At 44.0% G+C, this 16,942-nt stretch carries 16 protein-coding genes; 13 read left to right on the plus strand and 3 right to left on the minus strand.

Annotated features, from left to right (window positions below; all coding sequences use genetic code 11):
• Positions 1-60 precede the first annotated feature (60 nt).
• From NSQ22_RS03060 to NSQ22_RS03075, 4 genes are all read left to right on the plus strand, one after another.
• Positions 61-1,227: an IS256 family transposase gene (locus NSQ22_RS03060; protein ID WP_339264161.1), complete on the plus strand. Its 1,167-nt coding sequence runs from the start codon at positions 61-63 to the stop codon at positions 1,225-1,227.
• A gap of 73 nt (positions 1,228-1,300) precedes the next feature.
• Positions 1,301-2,185, plus strand: coding sequence for an ATP-binding cassette domain-containing protein (locus NSQ22_RS03065; protein WP_339264162.1), 885 nt, complete (start codon positions 1,301-1,303; stop codon positions 2,183-2,185).
• On the plus strand, positions 2,186-3,358 hold the full coding sequence (locus NSQ22_RS03070; protein WP_008881879.1) for an erythromycin esterase family protein: 1,173 nt from the start codon (positions 2,186-2,188) through the stop codon (positions 3,356-3,358). It begins immediately after the preceding gene.
• Between the two features lie 267 nt (positions 3,359-3,625).
• On the plus strand, positions 3,626-4,792 hold the full coding sequence (locus NSQ22_RS03075) for an IS256 family transposase (RefSeq protein WP_190300612.1): 1,167 nt from the start codon (positions 3,626-3,628) through the stop codon (positions 4,790-4,792).
• 151 nt (positions 4,793-4,943) lie between these two features.
• On the opposite strand, the gene NSQ22_RS03080 is transcribed toward NSQ22_RS03075, so the two are convergent.
• Positions 4,944-6,512, minus strand: a complete 1,569-nt coding sequence (locus NSQ22_RS03080; protein WP_339263380.1) for an IS1182 family transposase — start codon at positions 6,510-6,512, stop codon at positions 4,944-4,946.
• Positions 6,513-6,831: 319 nt separating this feature from the next.
• Here NSQ22_RS03080 and NSQ22_RS03085 point away from each other — a divergent pair, with 319 nt between their 5' ends.
• Together NSQ22_RS03085 and NSQ22_RS03090 are read left to right on the plus strand one after the other, a co-directional pair.
• Complete coding sequence (locus NSQ22_RS03085; protein WP_253806245.1) at positions 6,832-7,887, plus strand: serine/threonine-protein kinase; 1,056 nt, start codon at positions 6,832-6,834, stop codon at positions 7,885-7,887.
• A 299-nt stretch (positions 7,888-8,186) separates the two neighbouring features.
• A complete protein-coding gene (locus NSQ22_RS03090; protein WP_099232982.1) occupies positions 8,187-9,065 on the plus strand; it encodes an IS982 family transposase in 879 nt (292 codons plus the stop codon).
• A 115-nt stretch (positions 9,066-9,180) separates the two neighbouring features.
• Here NSQ22_RS03090 and NSQ22_RS03095 read toward each other — a convergent pair whose 3' ends face one another.
• Positions 9,181-10,467, minus strand: a complete 1,287-nt coding sequence (locus NSQ22_RS03095; RefSeq protein WP_029761757.1) for a glutamate-1-semialdehyde 2,1-aminomutase — start codon at positions 10,465-10,467, stop codon at positions 9,181-9,183.
• 310 nt (positions 10,468-10,777) lie between these two features.
• Here NSQ22_RS03095 and NSQ22_RS03100 point away from each other — a divergent pair, with 310 nt between their 5' ends.
• From NSQ22_RS03100 to perR, 7 genes are all read left to right on the plus strand, one after another.
• A complete protein-coding gene (locus NSQ22_RS03100; RefSeq protein ID WP_029761758.1) occupies positions 10,778-11,782 on the plus strand; it encodes an ABC transporter ATP-binding protein in 1,005 nt (334 codons plus the stop codon).
• On the plus strand, positions 11,775-12,566 hold the full coding sequence (locus NSQ22_RS03105; protein ID WP_011886813.1) for an ABC-2 family transporter protein: 792 nt from the start codon (positions 11,775-11,777) through the stop codon (positions 12,564-12,566). Before NSQ22_RS03100 ends, NSQ22_RS03105 begins: the two co-directional genes overlap by 8 nt.
• 4 nt (positions 12,567-12,570) lie before the next feature.
• The gene (locus NSQ22_RS03110; RefSeq protein WP_011886814.1) at positions 12,571-13,356 is read left to right on the plus strand and encodes an ABC-2 family transporter protein; all 786 of its coding nucleotides are present in this window, start codon (positions 12,571-12,573) and stop codon (positions 13,354-13,356) included.
• A 151-nt stretch (positions 13,357-13,507) separates the two neighbouring features.
• Positions 13,508-14,461, plus strand: a complete 954-nt coding sequence (locus NSQ22_RS03115) for an L-lactate dehydrogenase (RefSeq protein WP_081157605.1) — start codon at positions 13,508-13,510, stop codon at positions 14,459-14,461.
• Positions 14,462-14,646: 185 nt separating this feature from the next.
• Positions 14,647-15,051, plus strand: coding sequence for a potassium channel family protein (locus NSQ22_RS03120; RefSeq protein ID WP_008881536.1), 405 nt, complete (start codon positions 14,647-14,649; stop codon positions 15,049-15,051).
• Positions 15,052-15,114: 63 nt separating this feature from the next.
• Positions 15,115-15,591, plus strand: coding sequence for a thioredoxin-dependent thiol peroxidase (gene bcp, locus NSQ22_RS03125; RefSeq protein WP_029761761.1), 477 nt, complete (start codon positions 15,115-15,117; stop codon positions 15,589-15,591).
• Positions 15,592-15,816: 225 nt separating this feature from the next.
• The gene (perR, locus tag NSQ22_RS03130) at positions 15,817-16,269 is read left to right on the plus strand and encodes a peroxide-responsive transcriptional repressor PerR (protein WP_011886816.1); all 453 of its coding nucleotides are present in this window, start codon (positions 15,817-15,819) and stop codon (positions 16,267-16,269) included.
• 26 nt (positions 16,270-16,295) lie between these two features.
• Here perR and NSQ22_RS03135 read toward each other — a convergent pair whose 3' ends face one another.
• Positions 16,296-16,649, minus strand: a complete 354-nt coding sequence (locus tag NSQ22_RS03135; protein ID WP_008881533.1) for a YgzB family protein — start codon at positions 16,647-16,649, stop codon at positions 16,296-16,298.
• Positions 16,650-16,942 lie beyond the last annotated feature (293 nt).

The raw sequence follows: 16,942 nt of genomic DNA on the forward strand, positions 1-16,942 counted from the left end.
AAAAGGTAGGGTATTCTCTGATTTGGACCAAAACATTCCAGAGAAAGGAGAACCCTACCTATGTCTAAAAGTATACCGAATGTAGACTGGGCAAATCAACTGGAAAGTGTTATTCGTCAGTTTGTAAAGGAAAAATTAGAACTGATCATGCGGGAAGAAATTAAAAATTTCCTCGAAATTGAACAGGCTGGAACGTCGAATATGAGAAACGGCTACTATCAGAGAAATCTAGATACGCAATACGGTCGGATTGAAGGTCTTTTGGTCCCTAGAGACCGAAACGGAGAATTTCAAACGCAGCTGTTTGCCCCTTACCAACGCCACACGGGCTGGCTGGAGGAAGCCATCATCAGGATGTACCAAAGTGGCATGAGCACGCGTGAAATTGGCAAGTTTATCGAACGAATTCTAGGAAGCACCTATTCTCCTGCGACGATCAGCCGGATTACCGATGTCGTGAAGGAAGACATCGAGAAATGGCACGCTCGTCCACTACACCAGCGTTATTCGGTCTTATATTTGGACGGCTTGTACGTGAAACTTCGCCGGGATACGGTAGAGAAAGAAGTTATTTATGTGGTATTGGGGGTGAACGAAGAAGGGTATCGTGAAATTCTTGATTTCTTCGTAGGAGGACAAGAAAGCGCCTATGTATGGCAGGAGATTCTCCAACAGCTCTACAAAAGAGGCGTCAAGGAAGTGCTTCTTGGCGTCTTCGATGGCCTTCCGGGGTTGGAGGAAGCCTTTAAGGCGGTGTATCCGAAAGCCGATGTGCAGCGCTGTGTCGTGCACAAAGTCCGCAACACCCTCAGCCGTGTTCGGAAAAAAGATCAATTCGAAATGGCGGAGGACCTGAAACTCATTTATCGTTCTCCGAATAAAGAAATCGCATTGGAGATGTTTCAACAGTTTCAATCCAAATGGTCTCACAAATACCCAAGGGAAGTCCAATCTTGGGCAAATGAGTTGGATGTCCTTCTCACCTTTATGGACTATCCAAGCAGTATTCGAAGTGTGATTTATACGACCAATGCCATCGAACGAACGATCAAGGAGATTCGGAAACGCCTAAAACCGATGAACAGTTTGAGCAGTTTAGAAGCCGCTGAAAAAGTCGTATATTTGACGATACAGGACTTTAACGAGAAATGGGCAGGGCGAAAGTTGCGAGGATTTGCCGAAGCGCAAGAAGCCCTTCAACGAATGTTTGAAGAACGTTATCATTAACCAAATACTGTAAATAAACAAAATAGGGGGATTCTCCCTTTCCACACAGGAGACTGAATATTCAGTCTCCTGTGTGAAGGAAACCGGTTCCCTATCCATTCCAAATCCATTTCAGAGATACCCTATCTATCTTACATTACACAAAATTCTTGACGGTACCGAAAAAATACCGGAGAAAGCTATAAAACTAGAAAAACTTTCAGGCAATATTAGACTAGAAAATGTTAGCTTTTCTTATACAAAATATAGTCGCCCCGTACTTAAAAATATCAGTCTTGAAATAAAAGCAGGGCAAAAAGTTGCGATTGTTGGACCATCAGGATCAGGTAAAAGTACACTGGCCCGGATGTTATTAGGTTTATATGAACCAAATGTAGGTGAAATATTTTATGATAATGTTAATTTAAAAGATATAGATAAGCAGTGGTTACGGAGAAAAATTGGAGTTGTCCCTCCAGATGCCACTCTTTTTAACAAATCCATTCTTCACAATATTTCAGTTTACGAGGAAAATCCTTCTATGGATGATGTAATTGAAGCTGCGAAAATTGCCCAAATACATGACGAAATAATGGCTATGCCAATGGGTTACTACACACCTGTCTCTGAAATGTCGATGAATATATCAGGTGGCCAAAAACAAAGAATTATGTTAGCAAGAGCCATTCTACAAAAACCTGCTATTTTGATATTAGATGAGGCAACAAGTTCATTGGATAATATTAATGAGAAAAATATTGATAAACATTTAAATGAAATGAATTGTACTCGTATTATAATAGCGCACCGTTTAAGCACAATTAAAGATGCGGATTGCATTATTGTTCTGAATGATGGAAAAATAGTTGAATCGGGGACTCACTACGAGTTAATGAAAAAGAAAGGCTTCTATTACAATCTTTATTATTCAAAGAGTAATAATGAGGAATTAGACGCCGTTTTGGAAGGTGAAATTTAAATGACTACTTTATTTGTAAACGAAGTCAAAAATCAAAGTATCGATATAGGGGATATGGACCGCTATCATTTTGAGTTTCTTCAGCCGATTTTGGAACATAAACGCTTTGTCTTCCTTGGGGAGAGCAGCCATTGCGTCAAAGAATACAGTCTAGCAAAAGTAAGCCTGATTAAATATCTTCATGAAGAATTGGGGTTTCATGTACTTGCCTTTGAAAGCGAATTGGGGCCATGTATGATCGGCGATTATCTGTCTGATCAACTTGATTCTAAACGTTTTATGGCGGGTACCATTGGGCGTGTGTGGCAAAATGAATTTGTCCTTGGATTATTTGACTATATGAAAAAAATGAAGCAGGAGCGGCCGCTGTATTTTACTGGTGTGGATGTTTATCAAGGAAAAAAGGAGAATTTGTTTTCGGAATTCCTCGAGTCTTATTTAACGGGTCCGACCAAACAGAAGTTTGTCGATTTTGAAAAGCGGGCGATCGAGGTTTTGATTGCAGCCGATAAACGGAAAATCAAGCGTTCAATGCGCCAAAATATAAGGGAAGAGATGGAAAGTAAGGGCATGGAATTGATTGAGGAACTCAAACAGCATTGTTTTCCGGACAGCAAGATTTATAAAATTGTCCTCCGTACGATGGAAAATAGAGTAAATTACTTGAAAGCAACTTTAGAAAAAAGTTTCTCGAAACTTTTTGAGTATCGGGATGCATTAATGGCAAAAAACCTAGAATTTTTAGCACAGGAAATATACCCAAATGAAAAATTTATCATTTGGGCACATAACATGCATATTAGCAAAAATACTTCCGCCAAGCGCCTGTCTGCCTATAAATCGTTTGTGGAAAACCTCTCCCAAACGATTAAGGAGAAAAGTTTTGTATTGGGGTTGTATGCAAAGGAAGGCAAAATGTTGGATTATACAGGTAAGGAATATCCAATAAAAAAAATGAATAAAAAACATTTGGAAAGCCTTCTTGACCATTCCCCTTATCAAAATAGTTTTATTCAGTGCAATGGAAACTGGGCACAGAAAAAGTGGCGGGCCTATGAGGGCGGAGGAATGCCTACTTCCTTTGTACCTGCACAACAATATGATGGGATTTTATTTTTTAAATATGTTTCCCCAGCTTACTTTGACGTTTCTGAGAAGAACAGAGAAGAGTAATTTGAAGCTATGAAATGATCAATGACATTGTGGAATGGTCAGCTAAAAGGTGAATTTGGAATAAATCCATTCTGTCGTGGCATTACTTAGAATTGTTTGGTCTAGAATACATCTATTATGTGTTTTGTAACACGTTCATTTATTAAAAAAGGTGATAAGATGATGTATAAAATTTTGTGTAAAGCATTTTACTAGATCAAAAGAAAAAAGGTAGGGCATTCTCTGATTTGGACCACAACACATTTCAGAGAAAGGAGTACCCTACCTATGTCTAAAAGTATACCGAATGCAGACTGGGCAAATCAACTAGAAAGTGCTATTCGCCAGTTTGTAAAGGAAAAATTAGAGCTGATCATGCGGGAAGAAATCAAAAATTTCCTCGAAATCGAACAAGCCGGAACATCGAATATGAGAAACGGCTACTATCAGAGAAATCTAGATACGCAATACGGTCGGATTGAAGGTCTTTTGGTCCCTAGAGACCGAAACGGAGAATTTCAAACGCAGCTGTTTGCCCCTTACCAACGCCACACGGGCTGGCTTGAGGAAGCCATCATCAGGATGTATCAAAGTGGCATGAGCACACGTGAAATTGGCAAGTTTATTGAACGAATTTTAGGCAATGCCTATTCTCCTGCAACGATCAGTCGTATTACCGATGTAGTGAAGGAAGACATCGAGAAATGGCACACTCGTCCACTGCACAAGCGTTATTCTGTCTTATATTTGGATGGTTTATACGTAAAACTTCGTCGCGAAACCGTGGAGAAAGAAGCCATTTATGTGGTGTTAGGGGTGAATGAAGAAGGATATCGCGAAATTCTTGATTTCTTTGTGGGAGGACAGGAAAGCGCCTATGTATGGCAGGAGATTCTTCAACAACTATACAACAGGGGCGTAAAGGAAGTGCTTCTGGGCGTATTCGATGGACTACCGGGGTTGGAGGAAGCCTTTAAGGCGGTTTATCCGAAAGCCGATGTGCAGCGTTGTGTCGTTCACAAAGTCCGCAACACGCTCCATCGTGTTCGGAAAAAAGACCAATTCGAAGTGGCCGAGGATCTCAAGCTGATTTATCGCGCGCCGAATAAGGAGATGGCGTTACAAATGTTTCAACAGTTTGAGTCGAAATGGTCCAGCAAATATCCAAGAGAAGTTCAATCTTGGGCCAATGAGTTGGATGTCCTCCTTACATTTATGGATGATCCAAGCAGTATTCGAAGTGTGATTTACACGACCAATGCCATCGAACGAACGATCAAGGAGATTCGGAAACGCCTAAAACCGATGAACAGTTTGAATAGTTTAGAAGCCGCTGAAAAAATCGTGTATTTGACCATTCAAGATTTTAATGAGAAATGGGCAGGGCGAAAGTTGCGAGGATTTGCCGAAGCGCATGAAGCCCTTCAACGAATGTTTGAAGAACGTTATCATTAACCAAATACTGTAAATAAACAAAATAGGGGGATTCTCCCTTTCCACACGAGGCTGTCTCAAAAGGTCGTTAAACCGACCTTTTGGGGACAGCCTCTGTTTCTTTTCTTTACTATTTGGTTATTTATTCCTTTTTTGAAGCAGGAATTTCTCCTTATTTCTGAATTTTATCCTGTTTTTTCTTTGTTGGATCGGTTGTGGCCGCCCACTTTCTCAAATTGTGAGCAGCACAAATAAGCCCCCATTCCAAGGTAATTTTTGGGAGCCCTCTTAACAAAAAGCGCTGAAATTGCTGGTTGTGCTTGATTTGCCCAAACACCGGCTCGTTTTCGATTTGTCGTTTTCGGTACGTCGCCGCCCCTTCTTCCGTGGACAGCCGTTTACGGATCTCCTGCCGTTGTTGTTGATTTTTCAAGGAAACGCGGATGGTTTTCGTGTCTTTGCCTTTGGCGCATGCCGTCTGAAACGGGCATCCGGCACAAGCCGTACAACGATACGTCCGTTTGACGGTAACGTACCCGTTGTCGGTCGTTTCCTTCCGTTCATACACAAACACCAACCGTTCCCCTTTGACGCAAATCCACTCATCCAGCTCCTCATCATACGTCATGTTCTCGATTCGGCCGATCTCCTTCGCCCACGCTTTCGTTTGTTCCCGATCCAACGTGTTGTACTTGATCAGGGCGACTATCTCCTTTTTCTCACAGTACGTGTAGTTCTCCTCACTCCCATAGGCGGAATCCGCAATGGCTTGTTTAGGCATTGGACGCCCATAGGCGGCCAATTGCTCCAAATGCGGAATGAAACATCCGGCATCCCCTGCCCGTTGATGCACGCTAAATCCAGTGATGAATTGGTTCTCTGTCCCAATCTGCACATTGTACCCCGGTTTGAGCTGGCCGTTTTTCATATGGTCGTCCTTCATCCGCATAAACGTGGCATCCGGATCCGTTTTCGAAAAACTGTTCCGTTCGCCTAATCTTTCTTTGTATTCTTCATATTTTTTCTTACGGGGGAGAAGATCTTGTTCCAATTGCCGTTTGGCTTTCTTTAACGTACGATTCTTCGGCTCTTTCTTTAGGCGCTCTTCCACTTGTTCGATGACGGCTTCGATCCTTTCGGACGTGATCGGTGAAGCTTCCAGCTTTTCTTGAAAATCCCCCTCTTGTTCCGCCTCTTCATCTTCTTTCGTCACCTGTTCGATCGAGGCAACGATTTTCCGGAATTTCTCCTCCAGTTTCTGATCGTACTTTTCCGTTGATTTGCGCCAAACGAATGTATATCGGTTGGCATTGGCTTCGATTTTCGTTCCATCCAGAAAATAATCCTCTAACTTGACCAGCCCTTCTTGACGCAGAAGATCGACAATGGAGAAAAACGTTTCGTAAATGATGTCCTTCATCCGTTCCGACCGAAATCGGTTGATCGTGCGAAAATCCGGTGTTTGATGGCCGGATAGCCACATAAAGTAAATGTTTTCTTTCAACTGCTTGGCGATTTGGCGAGAGGAGTAGATCCGATTGGCGTAGGCATACAGGATGACTTTCAACATCATTTTCGGATGATAGGCTGGACGCCCTCCGCCAGGATAGAGGGAAACGAACAGAGCCGGATCCATTTTTTCCACTGCCAGATCCACGATCCGGCAAAGATGATGTTTGGGAATGAAAATTTCAAGATCCATTGGCAAAATGAGTTGATCTCGGTTATAATAAATGTACATAAGAAAACCGTCCTTTCTTTGGTAGGGTTGTGGTGACTCTATTATACCAAAAGAGGAACGGTTTTCTTCTTTTTTATCCAAAAAAGTGTCCCAAAAGCGAACGCTATGCGAACACTTTTGGGACATCCTCGTGTGGAGAAAATCAGTCCCCTATCAATTCAAATCCATTTCAGAGAAACCCTACCCCATTACATTACACAAAATTCTTGACGGTACCGAAGTTGTGTTATACAGAGGTTTTTATAACGACATTAAACATGAAACGTTGAGGAGAATTTTTTCAATTATTCATTGCCGTTTGAACAAGTTGTTCTCATTTATGAACTACAAAAATAAACCAGGAGTTGGTGGTCATTATAATGCTCATGAAAGTAGGGAGCTGATTGATCTTATTAACCAAATAAGAGTGATTCAAGCAACTTTAAAAGAGGAAAATAGCGAGTTTTATTTTGAAATAGACAGTTACTATGAAGAAATACTTGAAACTTGCATGCAATTTTTATCTGAAATTGGAGGCAGTTCGATTCCTGAGGATTTCCCTAAAATAAATATTATTGAACATAAGCCTATTTTTACTCTTGTTAACTCAACAATGGTTGAAAGCCCCTTTAACATGAAATCAGCAGTCAGAATTCGGCTTATAGGAGAGGGATCTTATGCTAAAGTTTTTAAGTATAGGGATCCTTACTATAATTGTGATTTCGCTATTAAAAGAGCAAACGAAGACCTTCGTCCTGATGAACTAGAAAGGTTTAGAAATGAGTATAATGTTCTGAAGACTCTTAACTCACCTTTTATTATTAAGGCATACCATTACAATGAAGAGAAAAATGAGTACACTATGGAATTAGCTGATCAAACGTTAGAAAAATTTATAAGTAGAAATAATGGCTCAATATCTTTTGATACAAGGAGAGCTTTAGTTATTCAATTATTAAACGCATTTGAATACATCCATTCAAAAGGAATTTTACATAGGGATATTAGTTATCAAAATATTTTAATTAAACAATATGATGATGGTTCTTCATGGGTAAAAGTGACGGACTTTGGTTTGGTGAAGCGTCCTGAGAGTAAATTAACTAGACAAGGTACGGAAATAAAAGGGGTTATTAATGATTATTCTGATTTAAGAAAAGTTGGTTTTGAAAATTACGAGATAAGGCATGAAACATATGCACTTGCCCAAGTGATTTATTTTATACTTACTGGCCGAAAAGGTGAATTCACAAGAGAAAAAAATACTGAGCTCAAGAACTTTATTTTAAAAGCTGTTTCAGCAAATAAAGAAGAACGTTTTACAAGTGTTAAGGAAATGAGAGAAGAACTGATAAGGGTAGTGTTACCTTCTCTCAAATCAGAAATCAAATGTTAAATTAAATTGAATTAAATATTGAGAACACCTGTAATTTTTGTTATGAGAATTCGACGATTACTAAGTAAACAAATCGCCTCTGAACCCTTCTTTATCAAGGGTTGAGAGGCGCTTCTAGGATTCCTAGAGAAGTCCCACCTCTATAGATGTAAAGTGGGTATCCATATTTCTGAATTTCTATAAATTTAATGTTTATACCCGTGGTGCTAGATAAAATGAGATAAGTATAAAAATAGCCCTTGCATGAAGGATCTCCTTTAAAATGAAAGTGCTACCAAACATTCAAAAGGAGAGTTCACATGCAAGAGCACTTTCATTTTACAACAGACGAAGCGAAAATTCAAAAACAATATGCAGCGATTTTATTCTTTGTATCTGGACAATTGTCTTTAATTCAGATGTATTTACAACGTCGAAATCGCCATTTGTTGAAGCAAGAAGATGAGGTCATCATCGCCGTCCATGTTCTTGGAAAGTTGTTAGGTTTTACATCCGAACGAGCTTGGCACCGATTTGTGATCGGAAACTTATTTTCGAAAGATTTATTTCCTGAACGCTCTCGATATAACCGTCGTTGTCGAAATCTTGGCTTTGCCGTCAAATGGATCCGATATCAACTAGCCAAACGTGGGCAACATCATGCTTATGCGGTAGTGGATAGCTTACCCATTGAACTCTGCCACCACGTACGAATATATCGCGTCAAACGGTTTCAAGGAATCGCAGATATTGGGTATTGTGCATCCAAAAAGATGGCTTACTATGGATTGAAGCTTCATCTCCAGATCACTGACCAAGCGCTTCCGATGGGATATGTCGTCACCGAAGCATCCTGTCACGACCGGACAGCTGCGGAAACCGTGATGGTCCAACTTCCTCATCCGTATACACTTGGTGACAAAGGATATGTGAGCCAAGACTTGCAAAAGAAGCTGTATGATGAATACAAGATCACTTTTTGGACGCCCGTTCGGAAAAACCAGAAAATCCATCAATCGAAAGCATGGAAACGATGGATGAAACGAAAGCGCAAAGTCATTGAAACCGTGTTTTCCGTTCTCATTGATCAGTACCGGATCACAGAGATTCGATCCAACTCTGTTTCTGGATTTGAATCATCTTTGGATGGCATTTTACTCGCTTATTCACTCGTCATTCTTGGGCTAGTTGAGCGTTAAAGTTCAACTAGCACCACGGGTAAACGTTGTTTTTGAGCCTTTCAAAAATGGCAGTTGTCGGGAAACATTCATTTTTCTTTAGCCTGCTAGAGGCAAGGGTCGCATGCCATGCCGATTATAGTTGTCGGAACGCGCGACCGACCGCGTCAATCGTGTAGGCGATGTCGTCTTCTGTATGGGCGAGAGTAATAAACCATGCCTCATACTTGGACGGTGCGAGATTGACGCCTTGCTTGAGCATTAGCTTGAAAAATTTCGCAAACAACTCGCCATCGCTCCGCTGGGCCTGCTCATAGTTTTCAACTTTTTCTTCTGTAAAGAAGACAGTCAGCGCGCCTTTGAGGCGATTGATAGTTACCGGCAGGCCGCATTGGCGGGCATGAGTCATGATCCCTTCTTCGAGCATGGCGCCAAGCCGGTCAAGATGCTCGTATACGCCTTCTTGTTTCAACACTTCGAGGCAGGCGATACCTGCGAGCATCGATGCTGGATTACCAGCCATCGTCCCAGCTTGGTAGGCTGGGCCAAGCGGAGCAACTTGTTCCATAATATCTTGGCGTCCGCCGTACGCCCCAATCGGCAAGCCGCCACCGATAATTTTCCCCATGGCCGTCATGTCAGGTTCAATGCCAAGCAAGTTTTGCGCTCCCCCGTACATAAAACGGAAAGCAGTGATGACCTCATCATAAATAACGAGCGCCCCGGCTTCATGGGCGATATCGTTCACGGCTTCTAAAAAGCCGGGTTTCGGAAGGACAATTCCGAAGTTGCCGACGATCGGTTCAACCAATACGGCCGCGACGTGTTCGCCCCAAACGTTCATCGCCTCACGGAATGATTCCACATCATTATATGGCACCGTAATGACTTCTTGGGCAATGCTTTGCGGCACGCCAGCTGAATCCGGCGTCCCTAATGTCGAAGGACCTGAGCCGGCGGCGACAAGCACGAGGTCGGAGTGACCGTGATAGCAGCCGGCGAATTTAACGATTTTGCTGCGGCCGGTGTAAGCTCGAGCGACGCGGATGGTCGTCATCACTGCTTCTGTTCCTGAGTTGACAAACCGCACTTTCTCAAGTGAAGGAATCGCTTCTTTTAACATTTTCGCAAATGTAATTTCGTGCGGTGTCGGTGTGCCGTACAACACCCCTGTTTCCGCGGCGCGCTGGATGGCCGCGGTGATGTGCGGGTGGGCATGTCCGGTAATGATCGGTCCGTAGGCGGCCAAATAGTCAATGTATTTGTTGCCATCTACATCCCAGAAATAGGCCCCTTGCGCCCGTTCCATGACGACCGGAGCGCCACCGCCGACTGCTTTATATGAGCGGGATGGGCTGTTCACCCCGCCGACAATGTGTCGAAGTGCTTCTTCATATAATTGTTCCGATTTTGTCCACTGCATCGCTTGATATCCTCCTGTTTCCGATGACTGCCCCTTTATTTTACCATAATGTGCTGTTCACTGTGGCTGTCGTGCTCGCTAGAGAGAAGACATCATTTGGTCATTGCGGGAGACGAGGGGGAAAAGTAAGCCGACAACCGATATAGGATATGCGTTTTCAGCACATTAAAGATATTTCCACAAATTCCTCGCCAGCTTCTAGAAGACAAAACAGGTGAAAATAACATGGATTTATGTATAATTGCAACATAGAAGGAAGGCGGCAGCCTGTCTTCGTTTGTTCACTTCAAAGAGAGGCAGGAGGAGAAGGATGAACGCTATTGAAGTAGAGGAGTTGCGAAAAGAATTTAAAGTGCACAAAAGCCGCTCCGGCCTCGTCGGAGCGTTTCGTGATTTATGGACGCGCCGTTACATGACGGTTCGTGCGGTTGACGGCATCTCCTTTACCGTCAAGCAAGGGGAAATGGTCGGCTATATCGGCGAAAACGGTGCTGGTAAATCGACGACGATCAAAATGTTGACTGGCATTTTGACACCGACATCCGGTCGCATCATTGTCAATGGGATGAACCCGCATAAGGAGCGGGAGAAATTTGTGCGGACAATCGGTGTTGTCTTCGGCCAGCGCTCACAATTATGGTGGGACATCGCTGTTCAAGAGTCGTTCCGACTGTTAAAAAAGGTGTACCGTGTCCCGGATGAGCAATACGCTCGCCATATGAGCGAAGTAATTGAGATGCTTGAGATCGGCCCGCTCCTTGACAAACCGGTGCGCAAGCTGTCGCTCGGGCAGCGGATGCGCTGCGAGCTCGCCGCTGCGCTCATTCACAATCCGCCCCTATTGTTTTTAGATGAGCCGACAATCGGTCTAGATGTGCTTGTCAAGCTCAACATCCGCCAGTTTTTGAAACAGTTGAACGAACGGTATGGAACGACGATTTTATTGACGACGCACGATATGTCGGATATCGAAGCGCTGTGCGAGCGGGTGATTATGCTCGATGAAGGGAAAATCATTTACGATGGTTCGCTTGAGCAGTTAAAAGAAAAATGGGGGCAAGGAAAACGGGTCGCCTTTACATTTGCTGAAGGAAAGGACGCCTCCATCTTGCAAGAGCTGACCGCCGGATTGGATGTTGTCTGGAAAAAAGGCGAACAGTCCAACGTCTGGGTGGCGCACGTTCCATCAGGAGGAGTTCCGGAAGTCGTCAGCCGCGTCGCCGCCCGCTATGCGCTGCAAGATATCCGCATTCATGAAGTGTCAACGGAAGAGATTGTCCGCAATATCTATGAGGAAGGTGCGGTCCATGGATAAATATGTGGAAATGATCCGCATCCGCTTTTTAATGATGCTTGCCTATCGGACAAACTATTATACTGGCATTCTTATTTATGCTATTAACATTGCGGCGTATTATTTCCTTTGGGCGGCTATTTACGGGGACAAACCGTCGATGCAAGGGATGTCGCTTGGACAAATGACGACGTATGTTGCCATTTCTTGGCTGTCAAGGGCATTTTATTTTAACAACATCGACCGTGAAATCGCTATGGAAATTCGCGATGGAAAAGTAGCGACCGAGCTCATTCGCCCATACAGCTATTTAGGGATGAAGGCGGTTCAAGGGCTCGGCGAAGGGTTGTTCCGTTTGTTCTTTTTGTCGTTGCCCGGGCTTTTAGTCGTGTCGCTCTTTTTGCCGCTTCAGTTTCCAGAAAACGCCCATACATGGCTGTCATTTAGTTTGTCGCTCCTGCTTAGCTTTGTTATTTATTCAGAGCTGAACTTGCTAGCGGGGGTGGTGACGTTTTTTACATTCCGTAACGAAGGGTTGCTCAGGGCGAAACGGTTTATCATCGATCTGTTTTCCGGGCTCATTTTGCCCGTTTCCTTTTATCCGGATTGGGCGCAACGACTGATGGATTATTTTCCGTTTCAGGCGATTAGCTACATCCCAAGCATGATCATTACGGAAAGCTTCCAAGGCGCCGACGTTCGTGACGGCTTGATCGTGCAGGTGGCATGGTGCGCGCTGTTGCTTTTACCAATCGGGTTGTTATGGCGGATGGCGAAAAAGCGGCTCGTCGTGCAAGGGGGGTAAACGATTGTTTTATATATCGGTCTTTTTTCAATACATGGCGCAATATATGAAAACAAAATTGCAATACCGTACCGATTTGCTCATTGAGTGGTTGTCCGACTTCATGGCTCAGGCAGTCAATCTCGTGTTTTTGCTCGTCGTTTTTGGCCATACACCGCTCCTTCACGGTTGGACGCGCGATGAAATTTTGTTTATTTACGGCTTTTTTCTTGTGCCGTATGCGGTATTTGGCGCTTTTTTTAATCTATGGGATTTCAATGAGCGCTATATTGTCCAAGGAGAAATGGACCGTGTGTTGACTCGCCCGGTGCACAGCCTATTTCAGATCATTCTCGAACGGATGGAGCTCGAATCGTTGTTAGGGGCTATACCGGGATTGATCATTATGGCGTACGCTAGTGTCCGGTTATCGCTGACGTTTCATTGGTATGATTTCTTTATCTTTATTTTACTTGTGATCGGCGGTGCGTTCATTTACGCCGGCATTTTCATTTCGCTGGCAACCATTAGCTTTTTCGCTGATGCTCGCACCTCGATTATGCCGATGATGTACAACATTAGCAGCTATGGCCGCTATCCGATCGATATTTATCATCGGGTCATTCGCTATATTTTAACATGGGTGCTTCCGTTTGCCTTTGTTGGCGTCTATCCGGCTTCGTATTTTCTTAACAAGCAAGAGTGGTATGATTATGCGTTTATGACCCCGGTTGTTGGCGCGCTGTTTTTCGCCATCGCTATAATGCTTTGGAACGCCGGGGTTAGGAGGTACCGAGGGACGGGGAGTTAACTGCCTCGTCCATTTTTTTGCTTAATGGAGGTTGTCATGAAAATGACAAACAACGTCCAAACAATTGCCATAATCGTTTACGCATAGTTTCGATTTCATCGCGTAAAATAATTTGTGAATGTATTCACAATAATAAGAAGGGAGAATAGTGATGAAAAACGGAGGAGGAAACAGAGTAGCGGTTGTCGGCACAGGGTTTGTCGGTTCCAGCTATGCATTTGCTTTAATGAATCAAGGGATTGCTGATGAGATTGTGCTCATTGATGCAAATGAAAATAAAGCCAAGGGCGATGCGATGGATTTAAACCATGGGAAAGTGTTTGCACCGAATCCCACCAACATTTGGTATGGGGATTATCGTGATTGTCGTGATGCTGATTTAGTCGTCATTTGCGCCGGTGCCAACCAAAAACCAGGTGAGACGAGGCTCGATCTAGTCGATAAAAATATCGCCATTTTCCGTTCGATTGTCGAATCGGTTATGGCGTCCGGGTTTCAAGGGTTGTTTCTTGTCGCTACCAATCCGGTCGACATTTTGACCTACGCGACATGGAAGTTCAGTGGCTTGCCTTATGAGCGGGTGATCGGTTCGGGGACAATTTTAGATACGGCACGGTTCCGCTTTTTGTTAGGTGAGTACTTCGATATTGCCCCGACGAATGTACATGCCTACATTATTGGCGAACACGGCGATACTGAGCTTCCGGTCTGGAGTCAGGCTGATATCGGCGGCGTGCCGATCCGCAAGTTGATCGAATCAAAAGGAGAGCAGGCAAGGGAAGAGCTGGAGCACATTTTTGTCAACGTTCGTGATGCCGCTTATCAAATTATCGAGAAAAAAGGGGCGACGTACTACGGCATTGCCATGGGGCTCGCCCGCGTGACGCGCGCCATTTTGCATAACGAAAACGCTATTTTGACCGTCTCGGCTTACTTAGACGGTTTATATGGCGAACGTGACGTCTATATCGGTGTACCGGCGGTCATCAACCGTCATGGTATTCGCGAAGTGATTGAGCTTGAGCTAGACGATAACGAGCAAAAATGGTTTCAACATAGCGCAGCGACACTGAAAGGTGTGTTGGCTCGCTCCTTTGCGCAGTAAGTCAAGGCGTTAACTTTCTACAAAAATGGAGAAGGGCTCTGCTAAACGGGTAGTCTAGGCAGGCAGCGCAGCTTGACGCTGCTGTTTCAAGTACGATCACTATCGAGATCGCGGCGGTTCACTCCGTCATAATTGTCCATTCGGCCACGTATATATGAACAACGGACAAGGATGGAGGGAATGTGATGGATTACGCCTTCCTCGGAGTGGTTACCGCCGTACTGCTCGGTAGCATCACCTCAATTTGGACAGCGCGCGTTCAAGCGACGCACCGCCTCTCACTCGACAGTCTGTGGGTGCTCGTTCAATGGTATGTAACGATGCTGCTCGGTTTTGCCATGATTTATATGATTTTGCAGGTGAATGGCCATGCAGTGTTCACTCCGTCCTCAAATAGCGACGTGGATAACCGCTTGTCTTTGCTTGGGGATAGCTTGTACTTAAGCGGCATAACGCTCTTATCAGTGGGATACGGAGATGTGACCCCGATCGGCATCGGACGGTGGATCGCGATCACTGAGGCGTTGCTCGGCTACATTATGCCAGCTGTCATCGTAGCGCGCACCGTATTTGATTGGGACCGCCGCTAACAGTTGCAATTTTCTTCCCACTCCGTTACGCTAAAAGAAAATAAAGCAGACGGAGGGAACGTCATGATAATTGCCATTGGCCAACCAGCCCCGGATTTCACCTTGCCGGCAAGCAACGGGAAAATGGTTTCGCTTTCAGACTTCCGAGGCCAATATGTCGTGCTTTATTTTTATCCGAAAGACATGACGCCTGGATGCACGACTGAAGCATGTGACTTTCGTGACCGCTATGAGCAGTTTACCAGGTTGAATGCCGTTATTTTAGGGGTAAGCACGGACCCAGTTAAGCGGCATGAAACGTTTATTGAGAAATATCAACTGCCGTTTTTGCTTCTTTCCGATGAACAACATCACGTAGCAGAACTATATGGGGTTTGGAAGAAAAAGCGGAATTTTGGTAAGGAATATATGGGCATTGAGCGCTCGACATTCATTATTGCTCCCGATGGAACGTTGGTAAAGGAATGGCGCGGGGTGAAAGTAAAAGGACACGTCGATGAGGCGCTTGCGGAAGTTGCCCAATTGGCCTCATCTAGGTAAGCGTCCAAGCGACATAAACTGTTTTACATATGATACATAGTAACCTCCTCAAATGAATGAAATGTGGTGGGCGGAAAATATTTCTGCCCCCTTTTTTTGTTAAAAGAACGTTTAAGCCCATATATTAATGGTATCTATATTGACAAAAGGCATACATTCCTTGTAGACTAATTATAAATATTATAAAATGATAATTTTTTTTATCTTTTGCAGAGAGTGAGGTGCATGACGGTGTCTGTCAACGAGCAACTGAAGGAAGCGCTGGACATGCTGAAAAAGACGGGCATACGCATCACGCCACAGCGTCATGCGATATTGGAGTATTTGATCAGCTCGATGTCCCATCCGACGGCTGATGAAATATATAAAGCGCTCGAAGGGAAATTTCCTAATATGAGCGTAGCTACCGTCTACAATAACTTGCGCGTCTTTAAAGAGGTCGGGCTTGTCAAAGAGTTGACATACGGTGATTCGTCAAGCCGGTTCGATTTTGTCACATCCAATCATTATCACGTCATTTGTGAACAGTGTGGCAAAATCGTGGATTTTCATTATCCAGCGCTCGATGAAGTTGAGCAGCTAGCTGCTCATGTTACTGGATTTAAAGTCGATCATCATCGCATGGAAGTGTATGGAGTATGCCCTGACTGTCAAAACGAGAAGGGGCGGACACATTAAAAAAGCTGATAGCGCGACAGCGGCTATCAGTTTTTTCTTTTTTTATTGTATTTCTCATCGAATTCTTTTCCTTCAAGTTCGCGATCCAACGTCAGGGGCTCGCGGCAAAACATACATAAATCAACGCGTCCAAGCATTTTCGTCACCTTACCGCATGATGGACAAACGACTTGGACAGCTCTCGTTGAGAGTGTACCGATCCAAAAGTACACGATGCCACTTGCGACGAGAAATAAAAGTCCAAGCACCATAAACAGCGTCATGATGATCGGGGACGTGCGGAAAAACAGCCCAAGATACATGACGATGACGCCGACGAAAATCAAGCTTAAAGCAAATGTGCGAATTTTGTTGATTTTACTCGAATATTTGATACCCATGGTCGTCCCTCCTACATACATCACTATACCATAAAACAGGGGACAATCGTGAAGGAGAAATCAACAAAATTGATGGGCGTTTTTTACTCAGAATAGAGGAATTTCTCGTCTTTTGTCGAATAACGAACGACAACAACGAATTCTCATCTTTGCCGAGGAACGAACGATAGCAATAAGACATAGATTGTGGGATGCATGTAATCGCAGCATAAACGGCCGCTAGCAACATTTTTGTTATCTGTATAAAACAAGGTTGAATCATTGACGACGTTGGAAGGGAGGAAGCCGTTACA

It is taken from the genome of Geobacillus sp. FSL K6-3411 (assembly GCF_037965715.1).
GTDB lineage: Bacteria > Bacillota > Bacilli > Bacillales > Anoxybacillaceae > Geobacillus > Geobacillus thermodenitrificans.